Source organism: Streptomyces cynarae (genome assembly GCF_025642135.1).
In the GTDB taxonomy this organism is placed as follows: Bacteria; Actinomycetota; Actinomycetes; order Streptomycetales; family Streptomycetaceae; genus Streptomyces; species Streptomyces cynarae.
Window position 1 is genome coordinate 7,069,937 of the sequence record NZ_CP106793.1, and the last position, 24,444, is coordinate 7,094,380.

Here is a 24,444-nt window from a genome sequence, read left to right on the forward strand (position 1 = left end):
CGCCGAGGCCGCGCTGTCCTTTCCGGGGCCCTTGGGGGTGGAGTGACTCCTGAGCGGGCAGATAGAAAGCATGGCATATCAGGCATTCCGGACATGTTCACCGGAGGACGCACCGTGATCACTCATCCCGCCTATGGGTGCGATCCCTGGTGCATCCGCGAGACCGGGCTCGACCTGGACGTCCTGGCACAGAGCGAATCGGTCTTCGCCCTGTCCAACGGACACATCGGCTGGCGAGGCAACCTCGAGGAGGGGGAGCCGCACGGACTGCCCGGCTGCTACCTCAACGGCGTCCACGAAGTACATCCGCTGCCCTACGCCGAGGCCGGATACGGCTTCCCGGAATCCGGCCAGACGGTCATCAACGTCACCGACGGCAAGCTCATCCGCCTCCTGGTCGACGACGAGCAGGTCGACCTGCGCTACGGGCGTCTCCTCTCGCACGAACGGGTCCTCGATCTGCGGGCCGGAGTACTGCACCGCGTCTGCGAATGGGTCTCGCCGGTGGGAAAGGCCGTCCGTGTCCGCTCCACCCGCCTGGTGTCCTTCACCCACCGGGCCGTCGCCGCGATCGCCTACGAGGTGGAGCCGCTGGACGACGAGGTGCGCGTCGTCATCCAGTCCGAACTCGTCGCCAATGAGCCCATGCCGCAGCCCAGCGACGATCCGAGGGTCGCCGCCGCCCTGGAATCGCCGCTACGGCCCGAGGAGCACCACGCCGAAGGGGCCCGGCTGCGCCTGATCCACCGCACCGAGCGGAGCGGACTGCGGGTCGCGGCCGCCGCCGACCACATCGTGCAGGGGCCGGCATCCACGCAGACAGCCGCAGAGAGCGCGCACGACGTCGCCCGGTTCACCGTCATCGCCGACCTCAGACCGGGCGAGAAGCTCCGCCTGGAGAAGCTGGTCTCCTACGCCTGGTCCTCGCTGCGCTCACTGCCGTCCCTGAGGGACCAGGCGGAGGCCGCGCTCGCCGAGGCGCGCAGCACGGGCTGGCACGGCCTGGCCAACGAGCAGCGCGCGGTGCTGGACGACTTCTGGGCCCACGCCGACGTGGAGGTGGACGGCGACGCGGAGATCCAGCAAGCCGTCCGCTTCGCGCTCTTCCATGTGCTGCAGGCCGCCGCCCGGGCCGAGCAGCGGGCCATCCCCGCCAAGGGCCTGACGGGTTCCGGTTATGACGGGCACGCCTTCTGGGACACGGAGACCTACGTCCTGCCGGTGCTCATCTTCGCCCACCCGCGCAGCGTCACCGCGGCGCTGCGCTGGCGCCAGGACACCCTGCCCGCGGCCCGTGCCCGTGCCCGGCAACTGGGTCTCGAGGGGGCGGCCTTCCCATGGCGCACCATCGACGGCGCGGAATGCTCCGGTTACTGGCCGGCCGGTGCCGCGGCCTTCCACATCAACGCCGACATCGCCCATGCCGTCCTGCGCTACGTCTCGGTCTCCGGCGACGAGGACTTCGAACGGGACACCGGCGTGGAACTCCTGGTGGAGACCGCCCGGTTGTGGCGCTCCCTCGGTCACCACGACTCCCAGGGCCGCTTCCACATCGACGGCGTCACCGGCCCCGACGAGTACAGCGCGGTCGCGGACGACAACACCTACACCAATCTGATGGCCCAGGAGAACCTGCGTGCCGCCGCCGATGCCGCGGAACGCCACCCCGAGCAGGCCGCCGCGCTCGGTGTGACCGAGGACGAGACGGCCGCATGGCGCACCGCCGCAAAGGCGATGACCGTCCCCTACAACAGCGCCCTCGGCATCCACGAGCAGTCGGCGGACTTCACCCGCCACCAGGTCTGGGACTTCTCCCGCACCCGGCCGGAGGACTACCCGCTGCTGCTGCACTACCCCTACCTCCAGATCTACCGGAAGCAGGTGGTCAAACAGGCGGACCTCGTGCTGGCGATGTACCTGCGCGGCGACGCCTTCGACGAGGGCGAGAAGGCACGGAACTTCGCCTACTACGAACCGCTCACCGTCCGTGACTCCTCCTTGTCGGCGAGCGTGCAGGCCGTCATCGCAGCCGAGGTCGGCCACCTGCGCCTGGCCTACGACTACCTCGGCGAGGCGGCGCTGATGGACTTGGACGACCTGGAGAACAACACCCGCGACGGCCTGCACATCGCGTCCCTGGCGGGCTCCTGGATCGCGCTGGTCGCCGGCTTCGGCGGCATGCGCTACCACTCCGGAACGCTGTACTTCGCGCCCCGGCTGCCCGAGGGTCTCAGCCGGCTGGCCTTCTCGGTCCACGTTCGCGGCCAGTGCCTCCGGGTGGAGATCACCGACTCCCGGGCCACGTACACGCTCGTGAAGGGGGAATCGGTCCGGATCAGGCACTACGGGGAGCCGCTGACCGTGGCCGGCGACGCCGCGCAGACCCGTCCGGTGAAACCGTCGCCCCCCTTGCCGCAGCCTTCGCAGCCGCCCGGACGCCACCCCGAGCGCCCCCACTGACACAAAGGCCTCGAGCCGGCGCTCTGCGGGGACGGCCTCGGAGACGATCGCGGCAGCGGCACCGGCGATCGGGGTAACGGCAGGTCGCCCCAACCACATGTCGGATTTCCGCCAGCCCGGCGCGCTCCGGTGCCCGATGCTTGAGACATGCGGAACGCGATGCACACCGACCGGGAGCGCTGTGTGCGCGCCGTCCAGTCCAAGGACGCGCGCTTCGACGGCTGGTTCTACACAGCGGTCCTGACCACGCGGATCTACTGCCGCCCCAGCTGCCCGGCGGTACCGCCCAAGCCGGAGAACATGACGTTCTACCCGAGCGCCGCCGCCTGCCAGCAGGCCGGGTTCCGGGCCTGCAAGCGGTGCCGCCCGGACACCAGCCCCGGCTCCCCGGAGTGGAACCAGCGCGCCGACCTCGTCGCCCGCGCCATGCGGCTGATCGGCGACGGCGTCGTGGACCGCGAGGGCGTGCCCGGCCTCGCCGCCCGCCTCGGCTACAGCACCCGCCAGATCGAGCGCCAGCTCCTCGCCGAGCTCGGCGCCGGACCGCTCGCGCTCGCCCGGGCACAGCGCGCCCAGACCGCCCGGCTGCTCATCGAGACGACCGGGCTGCCGATGGCGGATATCGCGTTCGCGGCCGGGTTCTCCTCGATCCGCACCTTCAACGACACCGTTCGCGAGGTCTTCGCGCTCTCCCCGAGCGAGTTGCGCGCCCGTCTGCCCCGGCAGACGGTGGCCGCACCGGGCGTCCTCAGCCTCAGGCTGCCGTTCCGCGCCCCGCTCAATCCCGACAACCTCTTCGGCCACCTCGCCGCCACCGCCATACCCGGCGTGGAGGAATGGCGCGACGGCGCCTACCGGCGCACGCTCCGGCTGCCGTACGGACACGGCATCGTGGCGCTGACCCCGCGGCCCGACCACATCGCCTGCCGCCTCAGCCTCAGCGACATGCGCGACCTGGCCGTCGCCATCAGCCGTTGCCGCCGCATGCTCGACCTGGACGCCGACCCGGTCGCCGTCGACGACCAGCTGCGCACGGACCCGGTGCTGGCGCCCCTCGTCGACAAGGCCCCCGGCCGCAGGGTGCCGCGCACCGTCGACGAGGCCGAGTTCGCCGTACGGGCCGTCCTCGGCCAGCAAGTCTCCACGGCCGCCGCACGCACCCACGCGGCCCGCCTGGTCACCGCGCACGGTGAGGCCGTCGAGGACCCCGAAGGCGGCCTCACCCACCTCTTCCCGGCACCGGAGGCCCTCGCCGCACTCGACCCCGAGTCACTGGCGATGCCCCGCACCCGCCGGACGACCTTCACGACCCTCGTCCGTCAACTCGCCGAGCGATCCATCCACCTGGGCGTCGAGAGCGACTGGGAGGAGACCCGCGCCCGGCTTCTCGCACTGCCCGGCTTCGGCCCCTGGACGGTCGACGTGATCGCCATGCGCGCCCTCGGCGACCCCGACGCCTTCCTGCCCACCGACCTCGGCATCAGGCGCGCCGCACAGGAACTCGGCCTGCCGTCGACCCCGGCGGCACTCACCGCACGCGCGGCGGCCTGGCGGCCGTGGCGGGCGTACGCGGTCCAGTACCTGTGGGCGACGGACAGCCACCCGATCAACTTCCTTCCGGTATAAGGACACACAGTGAAGCAGCACACGATCATCGACAGCCCCTACGGCCCCCTCACCCTGGTCGCCGACGACGGCGTCCTGTGCGGCCTCTACATGACCGACCAGCGCCACCGCCCATCGGAGGAGACCTTCGGTGAGCGGAAGGAGGGTGCCTTCGCCGAAGCGGAGGAGCAGCTGGAGGCCTACTTCTCAGGCGAGTTGAAGGACTTCACCCTCGAACTGCGCATGAACGGCACCCCGTTCCAGCGCGACGTCTGGGAGCAGCTGCGCCGCATCCCCTACGGCGAGACCCGCTCCTACGGCCAACTGGCCGACGCCCTCGGCAAGCCCGGCGCCTCCCGCGCGGTGGGCCTGGCCAACGGCAGGAACCCCATCGGCATCATCGTCCCCTGCCACCGGGTCATCGGTGCGAGCGGCGGCCTGACGGGCTACGGCGGCGGACTGGACCGCAAGCGCCGACTGCTGGAGTTCGAACGGGGATCGGCGTTGTTCTAGAACTGCCCACCCTTCCCGGAGACTCTCCGCCACGGCTTTGTCCAGCACCTCCGGGTCCAGCCGCTCGCCGGACATCACGGTCGCCGACTTCAGGATCCCGCCGCACTCCAGGCACGGCGGGTCGTCGTCCCCGGCGTCGACGCGGGCCGACGCGTCCTCCATCGGGCCACGTGCAGGGCACTGCGTGCGTCGCAAGGCGTACGTGGATGTGAGACATCCTGCTTGTAGGAGAGGCCGAGGGCGTCGGCAGATCGGTACCCCGTTGGCCTAGCAGCGATGGTGATGTGCAGCCGACTGCGTCCAAGCTCGTATAGCGACCCCACGGTTTGTGGGCATGGAACTCGGTGGGTTTGCCCACCGGCATCCCGGCGGCCGCGGCCTCGTCGTGACCTCACCCGGGCCTGTGCACCGCAGCCCGCGTCGTACGAACACCGGATTCACGCCCGGGCGATACGGCCACAGTTCGGCACACGCAACGGCTCGCGCGACCGCGAGGAGGACCATGGTGGCACTCACTGAGAGTGATCTGCTCGACGCCGGTGACGACCGCCTCGTGGAAGTGTTCGGTGCGAGCCCGGCGGGTGACATTCCCAAGGGTCCGCTGCAGGGCACCGGCATCGTGCGGTGGGGAGGCGGTTGGCTCGCACGTCCCCTGGCCTGGCTGGTGCGCATGGCCGTATGGCGAGGCAAGGTCTTCGTCTCTGAGGGCTACCTGAGTAACCGGATGACCCCGTTCGACGTGCTCGCCGTGGTGGCTCAGGTCTACAAGGGGCCGAGCCTGATGGACGAGCAGGAGTGCATCGTCATCGACTACTCCAGGATGTCCCTCGTCGCCCGCGGGGTACGCGACGAGATGCGCCAGGTCGGCCAGGGGCTGTACCTCGGTGTGGTCTGGCTGTTCGGGCTCAGGGTCGGCTGGTTCGCCCTCAGGGTGCCGGAGGTCGACCGCACACTTCCGGGGGCCGGGGGAGCCGCAGCCGGGTAGCCGCAGCGGTGGGCCCGCCCCGTACCCGACTTGTCCGCGCCCGCCTCGAAAGGTGGCGGCGAGCCGGCCTTGGAGGCGGCCTCGGGAGGAGCTTCGCGGACGTGGACCCTGCCCTTCGCCCGGCCGTCCGAGCCGACCACTCCAGTGAAAGGTTCACCAGCGATGAGCTCTTCTGGCATGTCCGTCCGCAGACCAGCGCCCGCAGGTCGCTTCCGCCGGAGGCGAAGGAGGAAGGGGCCATCGCTGAGGGCTTCAGCCGCTGCAGCAGCCTCGGCGGCCATGCTTCTGGGCGCGGCGAACGTCCCGCCGGCGGCACCGAGTGCCGGTCCCGGCCCGTTGCACGGCACCGTCACAGGCGCGGGCAAGCCGCTTCAGGGCGCCCAGGTCACACTCTTCGCCGGCTCCCGGTCAGGGGTCAGGGAGTTGGGCCGTGCGACGACCGACGCCGCCGGTTCCTTCGAGGTCCCGTACGCTCGACCCGCTGCCGGGGTGTTGTACGTGGAGGCCACACCGGCCCATGCACGGCGCCTACGACTACGCTCCGTGGTAGCGGTCGGTGAGGGCGGTGGAGTTCCCGCACGGACGGCGAGCCGGATACGGGTCAACGAACTCACCACGGTCGCCGCCACCTACGCCCTGGCCCAGTTCACCGGCCCACACGGTATCGACGGGCCAAGCCCAGGGCTGCAGAACGCCGCAGCGACAACGTTCAACCTCGTCGACCCGGTCACCGGCAAGCCCGGCGGGGTGGTCACGGACGCCAACAACGGCAACACCAACGAAACCCTGGCCACACTCAACACGCTCGCCAACCTGGTCTCCCTCTGCGCGTCGGAAACGACGCGGTGCGAGAGCCTGCTCCGGCTGGCGACACCCCCCGGCGGCGCGGCTCCCCCGGACACCGCACAGGCGGTGCTGAACCTGGTCCGCAACCCCACACTGTCCCCGACAGGGCTCTACGACCTGGCGCGTGCCGTGAACCATTACGCCCCGGCGCTCACCGCGCCGCCCACGGCCTGGATACTGGCGCTGCGCTACACCGACACCGACCTGTACGCCCCCGGTCGTATCGCCTTCGACGCCAAGGGCAACGTCTGGGCGTCCAACAACTGGCTGCCCGGCACCCGGAAGCCGAGCCCTTATGTCAGCGTGCTCGACCCGACGGGTCGCCCGGTCCTGGGCAGCCCGATCCAAGGTGGCGGCATGAAGGGCGGTGACTGGGGTGCCGCGGTCGCCCCCGACGGCACCGTCTGGATGAGCAGCTATGGAGGCAACTCGGTGGCGCATTACTCGGCCACCGGCAAGCCGCTGTCGCCTGCCGCGGGGTGGAGTAACGGCGGTCTCATCCACCCGCAGGGAATCGCGGTGGACCAGCGGGGCAATGTGTGGATCGCGAACAACTACGGCCTGGAAACCGCACCGGGCCAGGGCGACGTGGTCGTCTACCCGCACGGTGACCCGTCCAAGGCGATCAAGATCACCGGCGGCGGTCTCAACCACCCCTTCGCCGTTCAGATCGACGGCTTCGGGCGGGCCTGGGTCAGCAATGCCGGCCTCGGCGGCGCCCGGCTGGTGAACACGCCCCTGGCGCCTCTCATCGGCAAGTTCGGCGGCAGCGTCACCGTGATCGGGCCTGACTTCAAGCCCACGACGACCTCGCCCATCGAGAGCAGCTCATTCAAGTGGCCCCTCGGCATCGCCATCGATTCCAAGAACAACGCCTGGCTCAACAGCTACTTGAGCAACGCGGTCACCCGACTCGCGCCCGACGGGAGCGTCGCAGGCGTGTACAAACTGCCCGAGACGACTCTTCCCTGGTCGGTAGCCGTCGACGGATCCGACCGCGTGTGGGTCGCCGGCTTCCTCACCCCGGGGGTGTGGACGCTGTGCGGCGCCACCACCAGTGCCTGTCCACCCGGCAGCACCACCGGCACCGTCCTGTCACCCTCGCAGGGCTTCAGGAACAAGGCGATGCAGCACCTCACCGCAGTCCAGATCGATCAGTCCGGCAACGTCTGGCTGGCCGACAACTGGTCGCACATCCTCCCACCCGCCGGCGGCACAGGGCTGGTGGAACTGATCGGACTCGCCACCCCGGTCTGCACACCGCTCACCCCCGTCCCGACGCGACCCTCCTCAGTCACCCCCACCCCCTGCACCTACCGGATCACGGCAGCCGATCCGCCCACCGGCAAGCGGACCGGCACCTCCACGGTGCAGCCCGGGGACACCCTCGGCAGCATCACCCCGGGGCAGCGCCCCACTGCTCACTGAACAAGCCCAGCAGCTTGGGGAGTGCGGTGCCGATCGGCTCCCGTACGACCTCGTCGGCCCGGTCGTCGTACGGCGTCGGCTCGGCGTTGACGATGATCAGCCGGGCCCCGTGGTCGGCGGCCAGGCCGGCGAGAGCGGCGGCGGGATGGACCTGGAGGCTGCTGCCGACCGCGATGAACACCGTGCACACCTTGGTGATCGCGACGGCCTCGCCCAGCACCTCCGGGTCCAGCCGCTCGCCGAACATCACGGTCGCCGACTTCAGGATCCCGCCGCACTCCAGGCACGGCGGGTCGTCCTCCCGGGCCTCGACCCGGGCCAGCGCGTCCTCCATCGGGCCGCGTGCATGGCACCGCGTGCAGACCACGCTGCGGGCGGTGCCGTGCAGTTCGAGCACCTTGCGGGCGGGCATCCCGGCGAGCTGGTGCAGCCCGTCCACGTTCTGCGTGATCACCCGCACGGGCACCCCGGACCGCTCCAGCCCGGCCACGGCCCGGTGCGCGGCGTTCGGCTCGGCGTTCAGGGCCTGGTTCTGCCGCCGCATCTGCCACGAGCGCCGCCGGATCTCCGGATCGCTCATGTAGGACGCGTACGTCACGAGCTTCTCGGCCTCGGGGTCCCGTCGCCACAGCCCGTTCGGTCCGCGATAGTCGGGGATGCCGGAGTCGGTGGAGATACCGGCGCCGCTGAGGACGGCGACGAGAGGCCTGGTCATGTCACCGAGAGTAGGACGGCTGATCTCGGTGGGGCGAACGGATGACGCGGCCGGCGTCAGCCGACCCGGTGGCCGTTCTCCAGCTCCGCCGTGCCCGCGCCGTCCGCGAGCACGTCGAGGGCGGCGAGCACGCGGCGGCCGAGGGAGCCGGGCAGGTGGTCGGTGAGCTCCTCGCGGGGCACCAGACGCCAGGAGAGCAGTTCCTCCTCCTGCAGCCGGATCGCCTTGAGGTCGTCCTTACCGAGGATCCCGCCGTCGTACAGGTAGGCGACCAGGGGCGGGCGTCCCGCCCCGTGCACCCAGTCGACCGCGAGCAGCCGGCCCAGCTCGCGGTCGAGGCCGATCTCCTCCAGCGTCTCGCGGCGCGCACCCTGACGCGGGGTCTCGCCGTCGTCCGACTCGATGGTGCCGCCCGGGAGCGCCCAGCCCTCACGGTAGTTCGGCTCGACGAGCAGCACCCGGCCTTCGGCGTCGCGGAAGAGGGCGGCCGCGCCCGACAGGACACGGGGGAGGGACGCGATGTACGCAGCGAAGTCTGGAGTCGTCATCCAGGAAGGGTAACCACTGCCGGGTCAGGAGACGGCGGACGTCAGGTACGTCAGGTACACACCTCCCGCGCAGTCGGGCATCGTCCGAAGAGTCCAGCGGCCTTCCACCGTCCGGGAGGAGAAGTTCGACTCGGCGTCGTCCTCCTCCACCTCGCCCTCCTTCAGCGCGTATCCGGCCTTGGGGAGGTGTTTCTGCAGGAAGGCGAGCGCTGAGTCGAAGCCGCCGCGGACGACGGTGGACACGACCAGCCGGTCGCCGGTGCGGTGCTCCACCGAGGTCACGACCGCGCCCTCGGGCACCGGCAGGTCGGCCGGGAAGTCCTTGGGCAGCGGAAGTGAGGCGGCGGTGGGGCAGCCGCCGGGCGGCGGTGCGGAGGCGGCCTCCACGGCCGGCCGCTCCGACGGCTCACTCGCGGCCGAGCACCCGGTGACGGCCGCCAGGGTGAGGACGCAGCCGGCCAGCGCGGCGGCGGGCGGGAACGGCTTCACCTATCGGCCTCCCTCGGTCTTCTTGTGCTTGCCGGCGACCATGGCGTCGTACGCGCCGTACAGCGTGTTGCCGGAGGACTGGCGGGCGATGGAGGCCAGCGCGTCGTAGTTCTGCGCGCCCCCGGTGGCGCAGGCACCGGTGCAGCCGTCGGCGTAGGCGACGAGCACGCGGCCCTGGGCGTCGAGGGTGACGTCGATGAAGTCCAGAAGGTTGCGGTCCTGGCCGCAGGTGGTGCCGCCGGTGCAGATGGACCCCCTCTGGACCGGGTCGGTGGGGGTGGCGTCGACGGTGACCCAGGACTGCCCGCCGTCATAGGTGGTGGCCACGTACAGGTGCCAGACGCCCTTGAAGCCGGCCGTGTCCTGGTAGTCGCCCCCGGTGGTGGTGCCCAGGAAGGCGAAGGCGGCGCGGTTGTCGTCACCCGCGGTCACGGCCGGGAAGACGATGTTCTTGATGCCGAGGGCCGCGCCGACGTTCTGGTCGTACAGCCACGTCCTGCCCTTGTCGTGGCTGACGGCGATCCGCGCGGTGCCGTCGCTGCTCTGGTAGCCCATGTAGACGGTCCCGCCGGCGCCGACCCCCACGCTCGGGTCGGAGTCACCGGGGGTGCTGGAGGGGTTCTTGCGGACGGTCCACGTCAGCCCGTTGTCCTCGGACACGGCCACGGCCTGGTTGCCGCCGCAGCCCTTGTTGGGCACGTAGACCGTGCCGTCCGGGGCGACCTTCACATGCCCGTGCAGTCCGCCGCAGTCCAGCAGGGAGTACATCGGGACGGCCGGCCCGTACGTCAGACCGCCGTCCCGGCTGACCGCGCAGGAGGCGTCGGCGATGTCCTGGGAGCAGTAGTAGACGGCGTCGGGGTAGGAGGTGAGGGCACCAGGACCGCCCGGCGCGAAGGGGCCGCCGCCGATCGTCTGGTGGTCGACTCCCGAGTTGATGCCCGAGCCGCCCGTCGGTGTCCACGTCTCGCCGTCGTCGTCGGTGTAGCAGGTCAGGGCGGTCTTCCCGGCGAGCTGCGACTCGAAGGTGCGATGGGTGGCCGGGTCGGTGAACAGGATCGGGTCGAGGCTGGTGAGGCTGCCCTGGGGGCAGCCGCCCGCCGCGTTCGCGCTCTTGTCCTGCCAGGTGGCGGTGCCCGCGCCGTCGTAGGTGACCTTGAGCGTCGAGGTGTAGGCCTGGAACATCGCGGCGCCGGTCGCGCGGTCGACACCGATCGAGGGTTCACCGGCGTTGTGCGCGTCCGCGATGCTGTCCGGTGCCGAGGAGTCGGCGTACGTCGGCGGGGTCGCCGTACTCGGCGGCGGATCGGCCGGGTCGGTGACCAGGCCCGCGGTGCCGGTGAAGCCGTCGCCGAGCGGTGCGTACGGCACCACGCGCACGGTGTACGACGCCGTCACCGCCGGGAGCAGCACGGTCTCGGGGTCGCTGCTGGAGGCCGAGGCGGCCACGACGTGACCGCTGGAGTCGAGGACGTACAGGTCGAAGTCGGCGGCGCTGTCAGGCCACTTGATGTCGATGCGCAGGCTGTGACCGGTGTCGTAGCCGGTGGGCACCGTCACCTTCAGCGCATAGTCGTCGCACAGTTGCGGGTCGCCGCAGCTGACGGTGCCCGTGGTGCCGGAGACGTTCGGGACGGCGAAGGGTCCGCCGCTCCATGTGGTGGTGGGCGCGGTGTCGCTGACCGATCCGGAGGCTGGAGTGGCGGCGTCGGCCGACACACCGGGCAGGGCGCCGGCCACGAGAGCCACCAACCCTACGGCGACAGACCACCGCGACCGCGGGTGGCGGTGACGACGGAGCACGGAGAAGAGAGCCACAAGTACCTCGAGGGTTCGCGAGTCGGACGAAGGGCGGTGGTGCGGGGCGGTACGGGTGGTGCCTTCGTCTGCTCTACGGGGAAGTGGGGGCCGTCCGTCGCGCGGAAGTCGAACGTTTTTCGGACGGGCTCCGACTCGCTCAGGCGGCCTCGGCTTCCGCGAGCCGCAGGGTCCGTTCCGCCAGCTCGCTGATGCGGACACCGTCGAAGCCGAAGACGGCGCTGCGGACCGTGTCCTCCAAGGGGTCCTTCCACCGCGCGGGGATCGCTTCCGCGCCGGTGAGGACGCCCGCGACCGAGCCCGCGGTCGCGCCGTTGGAGTCGGTGTCCAGGCCGCCGCGCACAGTCAGCGCGATCGTGCGGGTGAAGTCGCCGTCGCCGTACAACAGCCCGGCCGTGATGACACCCGCGTTCGGAACGGTGTGGATCCAGCCGAGCCCGGCGGTCTCCTCCGAGACCGCGTCCAGCGTCTCCTCCCAGCTCAGCCGGGTCTCGTGGAGCGAGATCACCCGGCGTACGGTGCGGGCGAGGCGGCTGCTCGCGGGGATCACCGTCAGCGCGGTGTCGAGCGCGTGCCGGACGGTGGGCGCGGTGAACGCCGCCGAGATCAGCGCGGCCGCCCACATCGCCCCGTACACCCCGTTCCCGGTGTGCGACAGGACCGCGTCCCGGCGGGCCAGCGAGGCGGCGCGGCGCGGGACGCCCGGGCTGGTCCAGCCGTAGACGTCGGCGCGGATCAGGGCGCCGATCCACTCCTGGTAGGGGTTGTCGTAGGTGGCCGTCAGCGGGGGTTTGAGGCCGCCCGCGAGATTGCGGTAGGCGGCCCGCTCGGCCGTGAACGTCTGCAGATACGGCAGCCTGAGCAGCCACTGGTCGCCGACCTGCTCGGTGCTGAAGCCGAAGCCGTGCGTCTCCAGCAGGTCCAGGCCCAGGACGGCGTAGTCGACGTCGTCGTCGCGGCAGCTGCCGTGGATGCGACCGCGTACGCACTGACGCCACTCGGGGCGCAGGTCGAGGGCGTCGCTCTCGGTGGCGGGCTCGGGCAGGTAGTCGGTGAGCGGCAGTGCCGAGGCCTGCCGCAGATAGCGGTCGATGCGCTCCCTCGTCCACACATCGCCCCGCTCGACCGGCTTGCCGAGCATGTTGCCGGCGATCCGGCCCAGCCAGCCGCCGAGGACGCGGTCCGCGAGATCGGTGCCCACAGGGGTCATGGCTGAAGGTCTACCCGATTCCGGGCGCGCTCGCGCGGGTTCCGGGGGCCGGACGGGGCATGACGGCGCAGGTGCGGTGCGGTTAGGGTCACAGCGGCGCGGCTGCCCTGCCGTGTTCGATGTGTGCGGGGCTCGGAGAGCGAGGGGATTGCAGGTGGCGGACGCTGCAGTGAACGACACGCGAACGGTACAGCGGGTGCTCATCGCCGCGGACAAGTTCAAGGGGTCGCTGACGGCCGTCCAGGTCGCGGAGCGGGTGACCGCGGGGCTGCGCAGAGTCGTGCCGGACCTCGAGGTGGAGGCGCTGCCCGTGGCCGACGGGGGCGACGGGACGGTGGCCGCGGCGGTCGCGGCCGGGTTCGAACGACGTGAGGTGCGGGTCGCGGGGCCGCTCGGGCACGAGGTGACGGCGGCGTTCGCGCTGCGCGGCGACACGGCGGTCGTGGAGATGGCGGAGGCGAGCGGGCTGCAGCGGCTGCCCGCCGGGGTCTTCGCACCGCTGACGGCGTCCACGTACGGGTCCGGTGAGCTGCTGCGGGCCGCGCTGGACGCGGGGGCGCGGACGATCGTGTTCGGGGTCGGCGGGAGCGCGACGACGGACGGGGGCGCGGGGATGCTGACGGCGCTCGGGGCGCGGTTCCTGGACGCGGAGGGCGAGCCGGTGACGCCCGGGGGCGGGGGACTGGCGGAGCTGGCCCGTGCCGACCTGTCCGGCCTGGACCCGCGGCTGGCCTCGGTCGACCTGGTCCTCGCGAGCGATGTGGACAATCCGCTGACGGGGCCGAAGGGTGCCCCGGCGGTGTACGGACCGCAGAAGGGGGCTTCGCCGGACGACGTGGCGACGCTGGACGCGGCGCTCGCGCACTTCGCGAAGGTACTGGAGGAGGCGATCGGGGCGCGAGCAGCGGAGTACGCGGTGGCGCCGGGGGCCGGGGCCGCGGGCGGCATCGGGTACGGGGCCCTGCTCCTCGGGGCGCGGTTCCGCCCCGGCATCGAGGTGATGCTGGACGTCCTGGGCTTCGCACCGGCGCTCGAGCGGGCCTCGCTGGTGATCACGGGCGAGGGCTCGCTGGACGAGCAGACGCTGCACGGGAAGGCCCCGGCCGGGGTCGCGGCGGCGCGCGCGCGCGGCGGGCAAGGAGGTCGTGGCGGTCTGCGGCCGCCTGGCCCTGCCGGGGGAGGCCTTGGCCCAGGTCGGCATCCGCCGGGCGTACCCGCTGACGGAGGCGGAACCGGACGTGGCGAAGTGCATCGCTGAGGCGGGCCCGATCCTGGAACGTGTGGCGGAACGGATCGCCCGGGACCACCTGGGCTGAGGCAGGGCTCCTCGCTGGTGGCAGGGGCTGTGCGGCTGCGGTGCCGGCAGGGACCGCGGTGGCGGCTGGTGGGCGGTCCCTGCCGGCTGCTCGGGGCGGTCAGCGGTTGATCATGTCCCGGGTCTGGGCGTAGACCGTGGTGTCTGTGAGCAGGTCGGTGTGGCTGAGGCAGGCGGTCTCGCTGTTGGCCGCGCCGGACAGGGACACGGAACTGTCCGGGTTGATCACCGTGTCGCAGGGCGACCACCAGGTTGCGTAACGGGGCGAGCCCGGTGTCTCGTCGCCGGAGTTCAGGGCGGTGAGGAAGCTGGAGCCGATGCGCATCTCGGTGCAAGAGGTGTCGAAGCAGCTGTTGGCGGTGTCCGTCCCGTGGTTAGGGCCGCCCAGTGACACCCAGGCGTCGACCTTCGAGGTCCCGCCGAGGTTCTTCAGGTAGTAGCGCGAGGAGAGCCCTCCCATGGAGTGGCTGACGATGTCGACCTTGGTGGCGCCGGTTGCCGCGAGGAGACGGTCGACCTCGGTGGACAGCTGCTGGGCGGTCGTGGAGTTCGACTGGTGCCAGTCATAGGACCACTGGTCGAGGTAGGAGGACGGCCAGCCGTCCGCGTTGAAGCGGCCGGCCATCGTGTTCCAGTTGCTGCCGTCACCGGTGTAGCCGTGCACGAAGAGGATGGGATCGCTGGTGGAGTCGAAGGTGGAACTGCTTGACGCCTGGGCGGGACCCGACGCCTGGACGGCGAGGAGGACACCGGCCGCGGCGACTGCCGCGGCCACGAGGGGTCTCTTCACGGGGGAGCCTCACAATGAGGGGAGATGCGCTCGACGGCGCGTTCTGACGGGGACTGCGCTGGGCGTTTCCCGGGTCTCGGGAGCCGTACTGAGGGCACGCGGGGGGCGCGCGGAGGGGACGCTCGCCGCAGCCGCATGGGGGAGGACACCGGTGTCGTCGAGGGGTGACGTGAGCGTACTGACCGGTAGGTATGGTTGGTCAAGAGTCGTGCGCGGGGTTTTTCGCCAGGCCGATACCGGGGCGTGGGAGGAGCGCGGACGGTAGCGGCACCGGTGTCCGGCACCAAAGGGAAGGGCCCCGAACCCAACCGGGTTCGGGGCCCTTCCCTTGCTTGCGTACGCGACCGCTACGGCAACTGCGCCGCCCGCGCCTCCCGGCGATTGCCACGGAAGTTGTTCACCCGGCGTGCCGTGGCGAACAGCGGGATCACCGCGCCCATGACCAGCTGCAGCGCGCAGCCCGTCTGAAGCAGCAGCTGACCGCTCGGCGCGTCGAAGGCCCACGCCGCCAGCAGTCCCATCGACAGGACGATCCACGACAGCATCGCCACCGCGAGCCGGCCCCGCGGCTTCGGGTACTCCACCCGGCTCACCATCAGCCACGCCGTCCCCAGGATCGCCAGCAGCGTGGCGAAGAACGGCAGCTCCAGCAGGACGATCGAGACGACCGTCAGCGCGCCGAACGGCGACGGCATCCCCTGGAACATCCCGTCCTTCATCGTCACGCACGAGAAGCGCGCAAGGCGAAGCACCACCGCCAGCAGCACCACGATCGCACCGACCGCGGCCACCCTCTGGTGCGCGTCGTCCGCCACCATGCCGTAGACCAGCACGAAGTACGCCGGCGCCAGGCCGAAGCTGATCAGGTCCGAGAGGTTGTCCAGCTCGGCGCCCATCGGCGACGACCGCAGCTTCCTCGCCACCAGGCCGTCGAACAGGTCGAAGACCGCCGCGCACAGCATCAGGATGACCGCCGTGGCCGCGCTGTGCCGGGCCATGCCCGCCGACTCGTCGTTGCCCGTCAGGTGCGGGATGAGGATCCCGGTGGTGGTGAAGTACACCGCCATGAACCCGCACGTGGCGTTGCCGAGGGTGAGCGTGTCCGCTATTGAGAGGCGGAGCGAGAGGGGCATCTCCTCCTCGTCGTCCACCTCGGCGGCCTCCGGCACCCAGCCGGACTGGGTATCGGGATCAATCACGGTCAAGGCGCGTCACCCCAGCCACGGTCTTCTGGCCGACCTCCACCGCGATCTCGACACCCTCGGGGAGGTAGATGTCGACACGCGAGCCGAAACGGATCAGGCCGATACGGTCGCCCTGCTCCACCTTCGTGCCCTGGGGGAGGTAGGGGACGATGCGGCGGGCCACCGCGCCGGCGATCTGGATCATCTCGATGTCACCGAGTTCGGTGTCGAAGTGCCAGACGACGCGCTCGTTGTTCTCGCTCTCCTTGTTGAAAGCGGGAACGAAACCGCCCGGGATGTGCTCGACCGACGTCACCGTGCCGGCCAGCGGCGCACGGTTGACGTGGACGTTCAGGGGGCTCATGAAGATCGCGACGCGGGTGCGGCCGTCCTTCCACGGCATGATGCTCTGCACCACACCGTCGGCGGGCGAGATGACCCGGCCCTGGGTGATCTCGCGCTCCGGGTCGCGGAAGAACCACAGCATGCCCGCCGCGAGTGCGGTGGCGGGCACGGCCACGGCCTTCGCGGCGCCGGGCGGCGCGCGCGGGCCAGGCTGAGGGCTGCGGTGGCAACGGTCGGGAGAAGCCACGGCGATGCTCCGCGCGCGAGGCGGACCCGGCCGCGTGGTGCAGAGGTTTGGCTGTGGGGCATGGATGACCTTCGTAGCGAGTGATGCCGCGCTTCAATGGGGGACGGCGGCTTTCCGGCCGATCGTACCGGTCACGGACCACAACTGGGCAAGCCAGAAGGCCGAGTCGACGGCCGAAGAGTGTTGACGGGGTGTGATCTTCTTCGCGAAGAAAACACCCCGTATCGGCATATCTAACCCTGGAGTCGATACTCTTCGAGCAGTCGGCGACCGATGATCATTTTCTGGATTTCGGCGGTACCTTCACCGATCAGCAGCATCGGGGCCTCGCGGTAGAGGCGCTCGATCTCGTACTCCTTGGAGAAGCCGTAGCCGCCGTGGATCCGGAAGGCGTCCTCCACGACCTCCTTGCAGTACTCGGAGGCGAGGTACTTCGCCATCCCCGCTTCGAGGTCGTTTCGTTCACCGGAGTCCTTTTTGCGTGCCGCGTTCACCATCATGGCATGCGCCGCCTCGACCTTGGTGGCCATTTCCGCCAGTTTGAACTGGATGGCCTGGTGCTGGGCGATCGGCTTGCCGAAGGTGTGCCGCTGCTGCGCGTACGACACGCCGAGCTCGAAGGCACGCTGAGCGACCCCGCAGCCACGGGCCGCTACGTTCACCCGGCCGACCTCGACGCCGTCCATCATCTGGTAGAAGCCCCGGCCGGTGACCCCGCCGAGCACCCGATTGGCCGGAATGCGCAGGCCGTCCATGATGAGCTCGGTGGTGTCGACCCCCTTGTAGCCCATCTTGTCGATCTTCCCGGGGATGGTGAGGCCGGGGCGGACCTCGCCGAAGCCGGGCTCCTTCTCCACCAGGAAGGTCGTCATCGACTTGTGGGGCGCGGTGCCCTCGGGGTGTCCTTCATCACTTCGTACGAGGACGGCGACGAGCGAGGACGTGCCGCCGTTGGTCAGCCACATCTTCTGGCCGGTCAGGACGTACTCGTCGCCGTCCTTGACCGCCTTCGACGTGATCGCGGACACATCGGAGCCCAGTCCCGGCTCCGACATCGAGAAGGCGCCCCGGATCTCGCCGAGCGCCATCTTCGGCAGGAAGTAGTCCTTCTGCTCCTGCGTGCCGTGCTGCTTGAGCATGTACGCCACGATGAAGTGCGTGTTGATGATGCCGGACACCGACATCCAGCCGCGGGCGATCTCCTCCACGCACAGCGCGTAGGTCAGGAGCGACTCGCCCAGACCCCCGTACTCCTCGGGGATCATCAGACCGAACAGGCCCAGCTCCTTGAGGCCGTCGACGATCTGCTGCGGGTACTCGTCGCGGTGCTCGAGCTCGGTCGCGACCGGAATGATCTCTTTGTCGACAAAGTCCCGGACGGTGGAGAGGATCTCCTGCTGGATGTCCGTCAGACCGGCGGTCTGGGCGAGTCGGGCCATGGCCTACTTCTCCTGCTGCTTCACGTAGTTAATTGGACGCTGTCGGGCGGCCCGGCTGCTCGCCGCCGCGCTCCTTGATGTACGTCTCGGTCGGCACCATCACCTTGCGGCGGAACACGCACACGAGGGTGCCGTCCTGCTTGTAGCCCTTCGTCTCGACGTGGACGATGCCGCGGTCGTTCTTCGACTTCGAGGGCCACTTGTCGAGCACGGTCGTCTCGCCGTAGATCGTGTCGCCGTGGAAGGTCGGCGCCACGTGCTTGAGCGACTCGATCTCCAGGTTGGCGATCGCCTTGCCGGAGATGTCCGGGACGGACATGCCGAGCAGCAGCGAGTAGATGTAGTTGCCCACGACGACGTTCCTGCCGAAGTCCGTCGTCTTCTCCGCATAGTTCGTGTCCATGTGGAGCGGGTGGTGGTTCATGGTGAGGAGACAGAACAGGTGGTCGTCGTACTCCGTGACCGTCTTGCCCGGCCAGTGCTTGTACGTCGCCCCGACCTCGAACTCCTCGTAGGTCCGTCCGAACTGCATGCCGCTCACGCCTCCGGGATGTCGAACTTGCTGGTGCGCTGCATGCCGGCGGCGCGTCCCTTGCCCGCGACGACCAGCGCCATCTTGCGGCTGGCCTCGTCGATCATCTCGTCGCCGAGCATCGCGGAGCCCTTCTTGCCGCCCGCCTCCGACGTGTAGTACTCGTACGCGTCCAGGATCAGCTCGGCGTGGTCGTAGTCCTCCTGGGACGGCGAGAACACCTCGTTGGCGGCGTCCACCTGACCCGGGTGGAGCACCCACTTGCCGTCGAAGCCGAGGGCGGCGGCGCGGCCGGCGACCTCACGGAAGCCGTCGACGTTGCGGATCTGGAGGTAGGGACCGTCGATCGCCTGGAGGTTGTTGGCGCGGGCGGCCATCAGGATCTTCATCAGGATGTAGTGGTAGGCGTCCGCCGGGTAGCCGGGCGGCTGCTCGCCCACGACCAGCGACTTCATGTTGATCGACGCCATGAAGTCGGCCGGGCCGAAGATGATCGTCTCGATGCGCGGGGACGCCTGCGCGATGGCGTTGACGTTGTTGAGGCCCTGGGCGTTCTCGATCTGCGCCTCGATGCCGATCCGGCCGACCTCGAAGCCCATGGTCTTCTCGATCTGCGTAAGCAGCAGGTCCAGGGCGACGATCTGCTCGGCGCTCTGCACCTTCGGCAGCATGATGCAGTCGAGGTTCGGCCCCGCGCCCTCGACCACGGTCACGACGTCCCGGTACGTCCACTCGGTCGTCCAGTCGTTGACCCGGACCACCCTGGTCTTGCCCGTCCAGTCGCCCTCGTTGAGGAACTTGACGATGGTGTGCCGCGCCTCCGGCTTGGCGAGCGGTGCGCACGCGTCCTCCAGGTCCAGGAAGACCTGGTCGGCGGGGAGGCCCTGCGCCTTCTCCAGGAAGCGGGGGTTCGAGCCCGGTACCGCCAGGCAGGAGCGCCGGGGGCGAAGGCGGTTGACGGGGGTGGTCATGCGGGGACCTCCAGGGGGTCGAGCTTGTTCGCTTTCCGGATCTCGTCGACGATACGGCCGATGATCCCGGTGATGTCGAAGTCCTTCGGGGTGAAGACCGCGGCCACTCCAGCGGCCCTGAGCTGCTCGGCGTCGCCGTTCGGGATGATCCCGCCGGCGATCACCGGGATGTCGGCCGCGCCGGCCTCGCGCAGCCGCTCCAGCACGTCGGGCACCAGCTGGGCGTGCGATCCGGACAGGATGGACAGGCCGACCGCGTGCACGTCCTCGGCGAGGGCCGCGTCCACGATCTGCTCGGGCGTCAGCCGGATGCCCTGGTAGACCACCTCGAACCCGGCGTCACGGGCCCGCACGGCGATCTGCTCGGCGCCGTTGGAGTGCCCGTCCAGGCCCGGCTTGCCGACGAGGAAGCGGAGCTTGCCGACGCCGAGGTCGCGGGCGGTGGCGTCCACCCTGCGGCGGACCTCCGCCAGCTTGGTGCCGTCCTCGGCGGCCACCGCGACGGGCGCGGACGAGACGCCGGTCGGGGCCCGGAACTCGCCGAACACCTCGCGCAGGGCCCCGGCCCACTCGCCGGTCGTGACCCCGGCGCGGGCGCACTCCAGGGTGGCCTCCATGAGGTTGTCGGTGCCCTTGGCGGCCTCCTTCAGCCGCTCCAGCGCCTTGCAGGGGCGCGGGTGGTTGAAGGGCGGCTGGTAGCGGGTGTCGCGCCAGCGCTGGAGGGACTCGACGACGCGTGCCTCCACCGCCGGGTCGACCGTCTGGATCGCGGTGTCCAGGTCGGCGGTCAGGGGGTTCGGCTCGGTCCCCTCGAATATGTTGACGCCGACGATCTTCTCCTGGCCCGACTCGATACGGGCCCGGCGTGCCGCGTGCGAGGCGACCAGCTGCGACTTGAGGTAGCCGGACTCGACGGCGGCCATCGCGCCGCCCATCTCCTGGATGTGCTCGATCTCGGCGAGCGCCGCCTCGACCAGCTCGTCCACCTTCGCCTCGATCACCTTCGAGCCCTCGAAGATGTCGTCGTACTCCAGCAGGTCGCTCTCGTAGGCGAGCACCTGCTGGATGCGCAGCGACCACTGCTGGTCCCAGGGGCGGGGCAGGCCCAGCGCCTCGTTCCAGGCGGGAAGCTGCACGGCACGCGCGCGTGCGTCCTTGGAGAGGGTGACGGCCAGCATCTCCAGCACGATCCGCTGGACGTTGTTCTCCGGCTGCGCCTCGGTCAGTCCGAGCGAGTTGACCTGGACGCCGTAGCGGAAGCGGCGGTGCTTGGGGTCCTCGATGCCGTACCGTTCGCGCGTGATCCTGTCCCAGATGCGGCCGAACGCCCGCATCTTGCACATCTCCTCGATGAAGCGGACGCCAGCGTTCACGAAGAAGGAGATACGGCCGACGACGTCGCCCATGTGCTCCTGCGGCACCTGGCCGCTGTCGCGCACCGCGTCGAGGACGGCGATCGCGGTGGACATCGCGTACGCGATCTCCTGGACCGGCGTGGCGCCCGCCTCCTGCAGGTGGTAGCTGCAGATGTTGATCGGGTTCCACTTCGGGATGTGGGAGACCGTGTACGCGATCATGTCCGTCGTCAGGCGGAGGGACGGTCCCGGCGGGAAGACGTGCGTCCCGCGGGACAGGTACTCCTTGACGATGTCGTTCTGGGTCGTCCCCTGGAGCTTGGTGATGTCCGCGCCCTGCTCCTCCGCGACGACCTGGTAGAGCGCCAGCAGCCACATGGCCGTGGCGTTGATGGTCATCGAGGTGTTCATCTGCTCCAGGGGGATGTCCTGGAACAGCCGGCGCATGTCACCGAGGTGCGAGACGGGGACCCCGACCCGGCCGACCTCGCCACGGGCGAGGATGTGGTCGGGGTCGTAGCCGGTCTGCGTCGGCAGGTCGAACGCCACCGACAGACCCGTCTGCCCCTTGGCGAGGTTGCGCCGGTACAGCTCGTTGGACGCCTCGGCCGTGGAGTGACCGGCGTACGTGCGCATGAGCCACGGCCGGTCCTTCTCTCGCCTGCCGTCGGCGGGCTGACGCTCAGTCATGGATGACCTCCGCTCGCCTCAGACGTTCCGGAAGCGGTTGATCGCGTCGATGTGCTTGGCGCGCAGCTCGTGGTCGCGCACGCCCAGGCCCTCCTCGGGCGCCAGGCACAGGACGCCGACCTTGCCCTGGTGGAGGTTGCGGTGCACGTCGTAGGCGGCCTGGCCGGTGTCCTCCAGGGAGTACACCTTCGACAGCGTCGGGTGGATCTTGCCCTTGGCGATGAGCCGGTTGGCCTCGTACGCCTCGCGGTAGTTGGCGAAGTGCGAGCCGACGATCCGCTTCAACGACATCCACAGGTAGCGGTTGTCGTACTGGTGCATGTAGCCGGACGTGGAGGCGCAGGTGACGATCGTGCCGCCCTTGCGGGTGACGTACACCGAGGCGCCGAAGGTCTCGCGGCCGGGGTGTTCGAAGACGATGTCGACGTCCTCGCCACCCGTGAGCTCACGGATGCGCTTGCCGAAGCGCTTCCACTCCTTGGGGTCCTGGGTGTTCTCGTCCTTCCAGAACCGGTAGTCCTCGGCGTTGCGGTCGATGATCAGCTCGGCGCCCATCTTGCGGCAGATCTCCGCCTTCTGCGGCGAGGAGACGACGCAGATCGGGGTGGCGCCGCCCGCGAGCGCGAACTGCGTGGCGTAGGAGCCCAGGCCGCCGCTCGCGCCCCAGATCAGGACGTTGTCGCCCTGCTTCATCTGGGCGCCGTTGCGGGAGACCAGCTGCCGGTACGCGGTGGAGTTGACCAGGCCGGGGGCCGCGGCCTCCTCCCAGCTCAGGTGGTCCGGCTTCGGCATCAGCTGGTTGGACTTGACCAGGGCGATCTCCGCGAGGCCGCCGAAGTTCGTCTCGAAGCCCCAGATGCGCTGCTCCGGGTCGAGCATGGTGTCGTCGTGCCCGTCGGGCGACTCCAGCTCGACGCTCAGGCAGTGCGCGACGACCTCGTCACCGGGCTTCCAGGCGTTCACGCCGGGGCCGGTGCGCAGGACGACGCCCGCGAGGTCGGAGCCGATGATGTGGTACGGCAGGTCGTGCCGCTTGGTCAGCGGCGAGAGCTTGCCGTAGCGCTCGAGGAAGCCGAACGTCGACAGCGGCTCGAAGATCGAGGTCCACACCGAGTTGTAGTTGACCGAGGAGGCCATGACGGCCACCAGGGCCTCGCCCGGGCCGAGCTCGGGCAGCGGGACCTCGTCCACGTGCAGTGACTTGCGGGGGTCCTTGTCGCGGGTGGGCATGCCCGCGAACATCTCCGTCTCGTCCTTGTGCACGGTGACCGCGCGGTAGGACTCGGGGAGGGGGAGGGCGGCGAAGTCGGCGGACGTGGCGGTCCCCGACTGAATGGCGTCCAGGATGTCCTTCACGGTGGTGCCTCCGGCGAATGGCGTCTTGAGGGGAGACGCTGAGGGTTACGTCGGTGTGCTGCTGCTGGTGAGAGGGGTGCCGTCGGTTCGGCGGAGGTGGTGCTGGGCAGCGCTTTGTGGCGCGGAAGTTGCCTGTGACGCAGGCGTCCGGGCGCGCTCGCCCAAGGGCTTGCGGGGACAGCCGACGTACGAAAGGTCTCTGCACGCCGGCCGCCCGGACACCATCACCGTATGGCACCCCGTGTCACCCCGCAAGGCACTGGGTGCCAGAAAGTCCACTCAGATGAAATCTTTACGTAACAAATGAGCGATGATCGATCAAAGCTACCGCCGAGTAGACGCGTGTCCGCCGGGGCCTACTGGGATCGCCGGCTCCTCGCCGGGCCCTCAGTGGGGGTTGCGTCCGTGCGCCGCTCGCGGGGCCCGGCCCCCGGACGGCGTCCGAGGGCCGGGCCCCGGCAGTTCGAGGACGAGGCCGTCAGGCGGACAGCCGGGGTCTGGGGCGCAGCCCCGGGACGAGAAGGAGCAGGAGTGGACGGACCCGTGCCCCGGTGGCTCCTGACGTCCCCAGCGGGGCACGACGTGCCGGGCCCGGCGACAGGGCGCCCGGTGGTGCAGACGGCGACCGGGGGACCGGACCCGAGTCGGCGGCGCGCTTCGCTCCGAGCCGTTCGCTGCGTCGCGGCCGGGCGTGGGGCCGGGCGTCGGGGCCGGGCGTCGCGGCCGGCCCATGGACTGAGCTGGGACTACGAGCGCTCCTTGAGCGCCTGCTCGATGGTGCGCATGACCTCGTCCAGGGGCGCGTCCGTCCTGGCCACCGTGACCAGCACCTCCCCGTGCGTGGTCGTCGAGGCCTTCGCAGTCCGGGGGGCGGTGTCCCGGCCGGCCCCGATCCCCGTTCCGAACGTCTTGCGGACGATCGCGAAGGCGTGGTCCAGCTGTGCCTCCACGTCTCCCTGGCCGCCCGCCCGCAGCCAGCGCCGCAGGACGTGGTTGTGCGCGGTGACCACCGCCGAGGCGGCGACCTCGGCGAGCAGCGGGTCGTCGTTCGCGTCGTCGTCGTGCGCGTGCTCGTCGAAGTGGCCGAGGAGGTAGCGGGTGAAGAGGCGCTCGTAGCGGGCGACCGAGGCGATCTCCGCCTCGCGCAGCGTCGGCACCTCGCGCGTCAGCTTGTAGCGCTGCACGGAGATCTCCGGCCGGGCCGCGTACATCTTCATGACTTCCTTGATGCCGCGGCACACGGTGTCGAGCGGGTGCTCGTGCGCGGGCGCGGCGTTGAGCACCGCCTCCGCCCGGATCAGGGTGTCGTCGTGGTCCGGGAAGATCGCCTCTTCCTTGGAGCGGAAGTGGCGGAAGAAGGTGCGCCGGGCGACCCCCGCGGCTGCCGCGATCTCGTCGACGGTGGTCGCTTCGTACCCCTTGGTGGCGAACAGCTCCATCGCCGCGGCCGCCAGTTCCCGGCGCATCTTGAGCCGCTGGGCGGCGGCGCGAGAGCCTGCGGCACTCTCCGGCGCGTCGGGCGTAGCTGGTGTACGTGAGGACTTGGCGGGCTGGGGCATGACCCGAACGTACTGCATCTGCGCAGGATGGTGCGCATGTCCCG

General features: G+C 70.3%; 18 protein-coding genes and 3 pseudogenes. 6 read left to right on the forward strand and 15 right to left on the reverse strand.

All coding sequences use genetic code 11. The features are described from left to right. Positions 1–114: 114 nt before the first annotated feature. The 3 genes from N8I84_RS32085 (at position 115) to N8I84_RS32095 (ending at position 4,578) form a co-directional block, all read left to right on the forward strand. Positions 115–2,460: a glycoside hydrolase family 65 protein gene (locus N8I84_RS32085; RefSeq protein ID WP_263232895.1), complete on the forward strand. Its 2,346-nt coding sequence runs from the start codon at positions 115–117 to the stop codon at positions 2,458–2,460. 159 nt (positions 2,461–2,619) lie between these two features. Continuing rightward, positions 2,620–4,086, forward strand: a complete 1,467-nt coding sequence (locus tag N8I84_RS32090; protein WP_263234949.1) for an AlkA N-terminal domain-containing protein — start codon at positions 2,620–2,622, stop codon at positions 4,084–4,086. A gap of 9 nt (positions 4,087–4,095) precedes the next feature. Beyond that, complete coding sequence (locus tag N8I84_RS32095) at positions 4,096–4,578, forward strand: methylated-DNA--[protein]-cysteine S-methyltransferase (RefSeq protein ID WP_313884308.1); 483 nt, start codon at positions 4,096–4,098, stop codon at positions 4,576–4,578. A gap of 27 nt (positions 4,579–4,605) precedes the next feature. Here N8I84_RS32095 and N8I84_RS32100 read toward each other — a convergent pair. After that, a pseudogene (locus tag N8I84_RS32100) lies at positions 4,606–4,764 on the reverse strand (NAD-dependent deacetylase); the annotation flags it as partial. Between the two features lie 316 nt (positions 4,765–5,080). Between N8I84_RS32100 and N8I84_RS32105 the strand changes: the two are divergent. Next, positions 5,081–5,563, forward strand: coding sequence for a hypothetical protein (locus N8I84_RS32105; RefSeq protein ID WP_263232896.1), 483 nt, complete (start codon positions 5,081–5,083; stop codon positions 5,561–5,563). 279 nt (positions 5,564–5,842) lie between these two features. Next, complete coding sequence (locus N8I84_RS32110; protein WP_263232897.1) at positions 5,843–7,837, forward strand: hypothetical protein; 1,995 nt, start codon at positions 5,843–5,845, stop codon at positions 7,835–7,837. Here N8I84_RS32110 and N8I84_RS32115 read toward each other — a convergent pair. The 5 genes from N8I84_RS32115 to N8I84_RS32135 all read right to left on the reverse strand — a co-directional run bounded on the left by N8I84_RS32115 (position 7,806) and on the right by N8I84_RS32135 (position 12,617). Next, a complete protein-coding gene (locus N8I84_RS32115; protein WP_263232898.1) occupies positions 7,806–8,552 on the reverse strand; it encodes an SIR2 family NAD-dependent protein deacylase in 747 nt (248 codons plus the stop codon). The genes N8I84_RS32110 and N8I84_RS32115 overlap by 32 nt on opposite strands. 56 nt (positions 8,553–8,608) lie before the next feature. After that, positions 8,609–9,100, reverse strand: coding sequence for an NUDIX domain-containing protein (locus N8I84_RS32120; protein WP_263232900.1), 492 nt, complete (start codon positions 9,098–9,100; stop codon positions 8,609–8,611). Between the two features lie 24 nt (positions 9,101–9,124). Beyond that, positions 9,125–9,589: a flagellar basal body-associated FliL family protein gene (locus N8I84_RS32125; RefSeq protein WP_263232901.1), complete on the reverse strand. Its 465-nt coding sequence runs from the start codon at positions 9,587–9,589 to the stop codon at positions 9,125–9,127. Further along, positions 9,590–11,338, reverse strand: a complete 1,749-nt coding sequence (locus N8I84_RS32130) for a sialidase family protein (RefSeq protein ID WP_263232903.1) — start codon at positions 11,336–11,338, stop codon at positions 9,590–9,592. Positions 11,339–11,546: 208 nt separating this feature from the next. After that, on the reverse strand, positions 11,547–12,617 hold the full coding sequence (locus N8I84_RS32135) for an ADP-ribosylglycohydrolase family protein (protein ID WP_263232904.1): 1,071 nt from the start codon (positions 12,615–12,617) through the stop codon (positions 11,547–11,549). Between the two features lie 196 nt (positions 12,618–12,813). Here N8I84_RS32135 and N8I84_RS32140 point away from each other — a divergent pair. Continuing rightward, positions 12,814–13,933, forward strand: a pseudogene (locus tag N8I84_RS32140) (glycerate kinase). 99 nt (positions 13,934–14,032) lie between these two features. On the opposite strand, the gene N8I84_RS32145 reads toward N8I84_RS32140, so the two are convergent. From N8I84_RS32145 to N8I84_RS32185, 9 genes and pseudogenes are all read right to left on the reverse strand, one after another. Beyond that, positions 14,033–14,722 (reverse strand): esterase/lipase family protein, encoded by a 690-nt coding sequence (locus N8I84_RS32145; protein WP_449334047.1) that lies wholly within the window; start codon positions 14,720–14,722, stop codon positions 14,033–14,035. 347 nt (positions 14,723–15,069) lie between these two features. Beyond that, the gene (gene pssA, locus N8I84_RS32150) at positions 15,070–15,891 is read right to left on the reverse strand and encodes a CDP-diacylglycerol--serine O-phosphatidyltransferase (RefSeq protein ID WP_200418615.1); all 822 of its coding nucleotides are present in this window, start codon (positions 15,889–15,891) and stop codon (positions 15,070–15,072) included. Positions 15,892–15,913: 22 nt separating this feature from the next. Further along, positions 15,914–16,560, reverse strand: a pseudogene (locus N8I84_RS32155) (phosphatidylserine decarboxylase). 171 nt (positions 16,561–16,731) lie between these two features. After that, positions 16,732–17,937, reverse strand: coding sequence for an acyl-CoA dehydrogenase family protein (locus N8I84_RS32160; RefSeq protein WP_263232906.1), 1,206 nt, complete (start codon positions 17,935–17,937; stop codon positions 16,732–16,734). Positions 17,938–17,965: 28 nt separating this feature from the next. After that, a complete protein-coding gene (locus tag N8I84_RS32165; RefSeq protein ID WP_263232908.1) occupies positions 17,966–18,469 on the reverse strand; it encodes a MaoC family dehydratase in 504 nt (167 codons plus the stop codon). A gap of 5 nt (positions 18,470–18,474) precedes the next feature. Next, on the reverse strand, positions 18,475–19,440 hold the full coding sequence (locus tag N8I84_RS32170; protein ID WP_263232910.1) for an HpcH/HpaI aldolase/citrate lyase family protein: 966 nt from the start codon (positions 19,438–19,440) through the stop codon (positions 18,475–18,477). Continuing rightward, on the reverse strand, positions 19,437–21,485 hold the full coding sequence (locus N8I84_RS32175; RefSeq protein WP_263232911.1) for a protein meaA: 2,049 nt from the start codon (positions 21,483–21,485) through the stop codon (positions 19,437–19,439). The genes N8I84_RS32170 and N8I84_RS32175 overlap by 4 nt, the downstream gene beginning before the upstream one ends. 18 nt (positions 21,486–21,503) lie before the next feature. Next, positions 21,504–22,841, reverse strand: a complete 1,338-nt coding sequence (gene ccrA / locus N8I84_RS32180; protein WP_263232912.1) for a crotonyl-CoA carboxylase/reductase — start codon at positions 22,839–22,841, stop codon at positions 21,504–21,506. A 746-nt stretch (positions 22,842–23,587) separates the two neighbouring features. Continuing rightward, positions 23,588–24,400 carry a TetR family transcriptional regulator gene (locus N8I84_RS32185; RefSeq protein WP_263232913.1) on the reverse strand — a complete coding sequence of 271 codons (813 nt, stop codon included), beginning with the start codon at positions 24,398–24,400 and terminating at the stop codon, positions 23,588–23,590. Between the last annotated feature and the right edge of the window lie 44 nt (positions 24,401–24,444).

Excerpts from the sequence above, each read along its gene's own strand:
- N8I84_RS32185 (WP_263232913.1), bottom strand. The coding sequence starts at position 24,400 with ATGCCCCAGCCCGCCAAGTCCTCACGTACACCAGCTACGCCCGACGCG.
- N8I84_RS32135 (WP_263232904.1), bottom strand. The coding sequence starts at position 12,617 with ATGACCCCTGTGGGCACCGATCTCGCGGACCGCGTCCTCGGCGGCTGG.
- N8I84_RS32170 (WP_263232910.1), bottom strand. The coding sequence starts at position 19,440 with ATGACCACCCCCGTCAACCGCCTTCGCCCCCGGCGCTCCTGCCTGGCG.
- N8I84_RS32160 (WP_263232906.1), bottom strand. The coding sequence starts at position 17,937 with ATGGCCCGACTCGCCCAGACCGCCGGTCTGACGGACATCCAGCAGGAG.
- N8I84_RS32120 (WP_263232900.1), bottom strand. The coding sequence starts at position 9,100 with ATGACGACTCCAGACTTCGCTGCGTACATCGCGTCCCTCCCCCGTGTC.
- N8I84_RS32175 (WP_263232911.1), bottom strand. The coding sequence starts at position 21,485 with ATGACTGAGCGTCAGCCCGCCGACGGCAGGCGAGAGAAGGACCGGCCG.
- N8I84_RS32090 (WP_263234949.1), top strand. The coding sequence starts at position 2,620 with ATGCACACCGACCGGGAGCGCTGTGTGCGCGCCGTCCAGTCCAAGGAC.
- N8I84_RS32165 (WP_263232908.1), bottom strand. The coding sequence starts at position 18,469 with ATGCAGTTCGGACGGACCTACGAGGAGTTCGAGGTCGGGGCGACGTAC.
- N8I84_RS32110 (WP_263232897.1), top strand. The coding sequence starts at position 5,843 with ATGCTTCTGGGCGCGGCGAACGTCCCGCCGGCGGCACCGAGTGCCGGT.
- N8I84_RS32105 (WP_263232896.1), top strand. The coding sequence starts at position 5,081 with ATGGTGGCACTCACTGAGAGTGATCTGCTCGACGCCGGTGACGACCGC.
- N8I84_RS32115 (WP_263232898.1), bottom strand. The coding sequence starts at position 8,552 with ATGACCAGGCCTCTCGTCGCCGTCCTCAGCGGCGCCGGTATCTCCACC.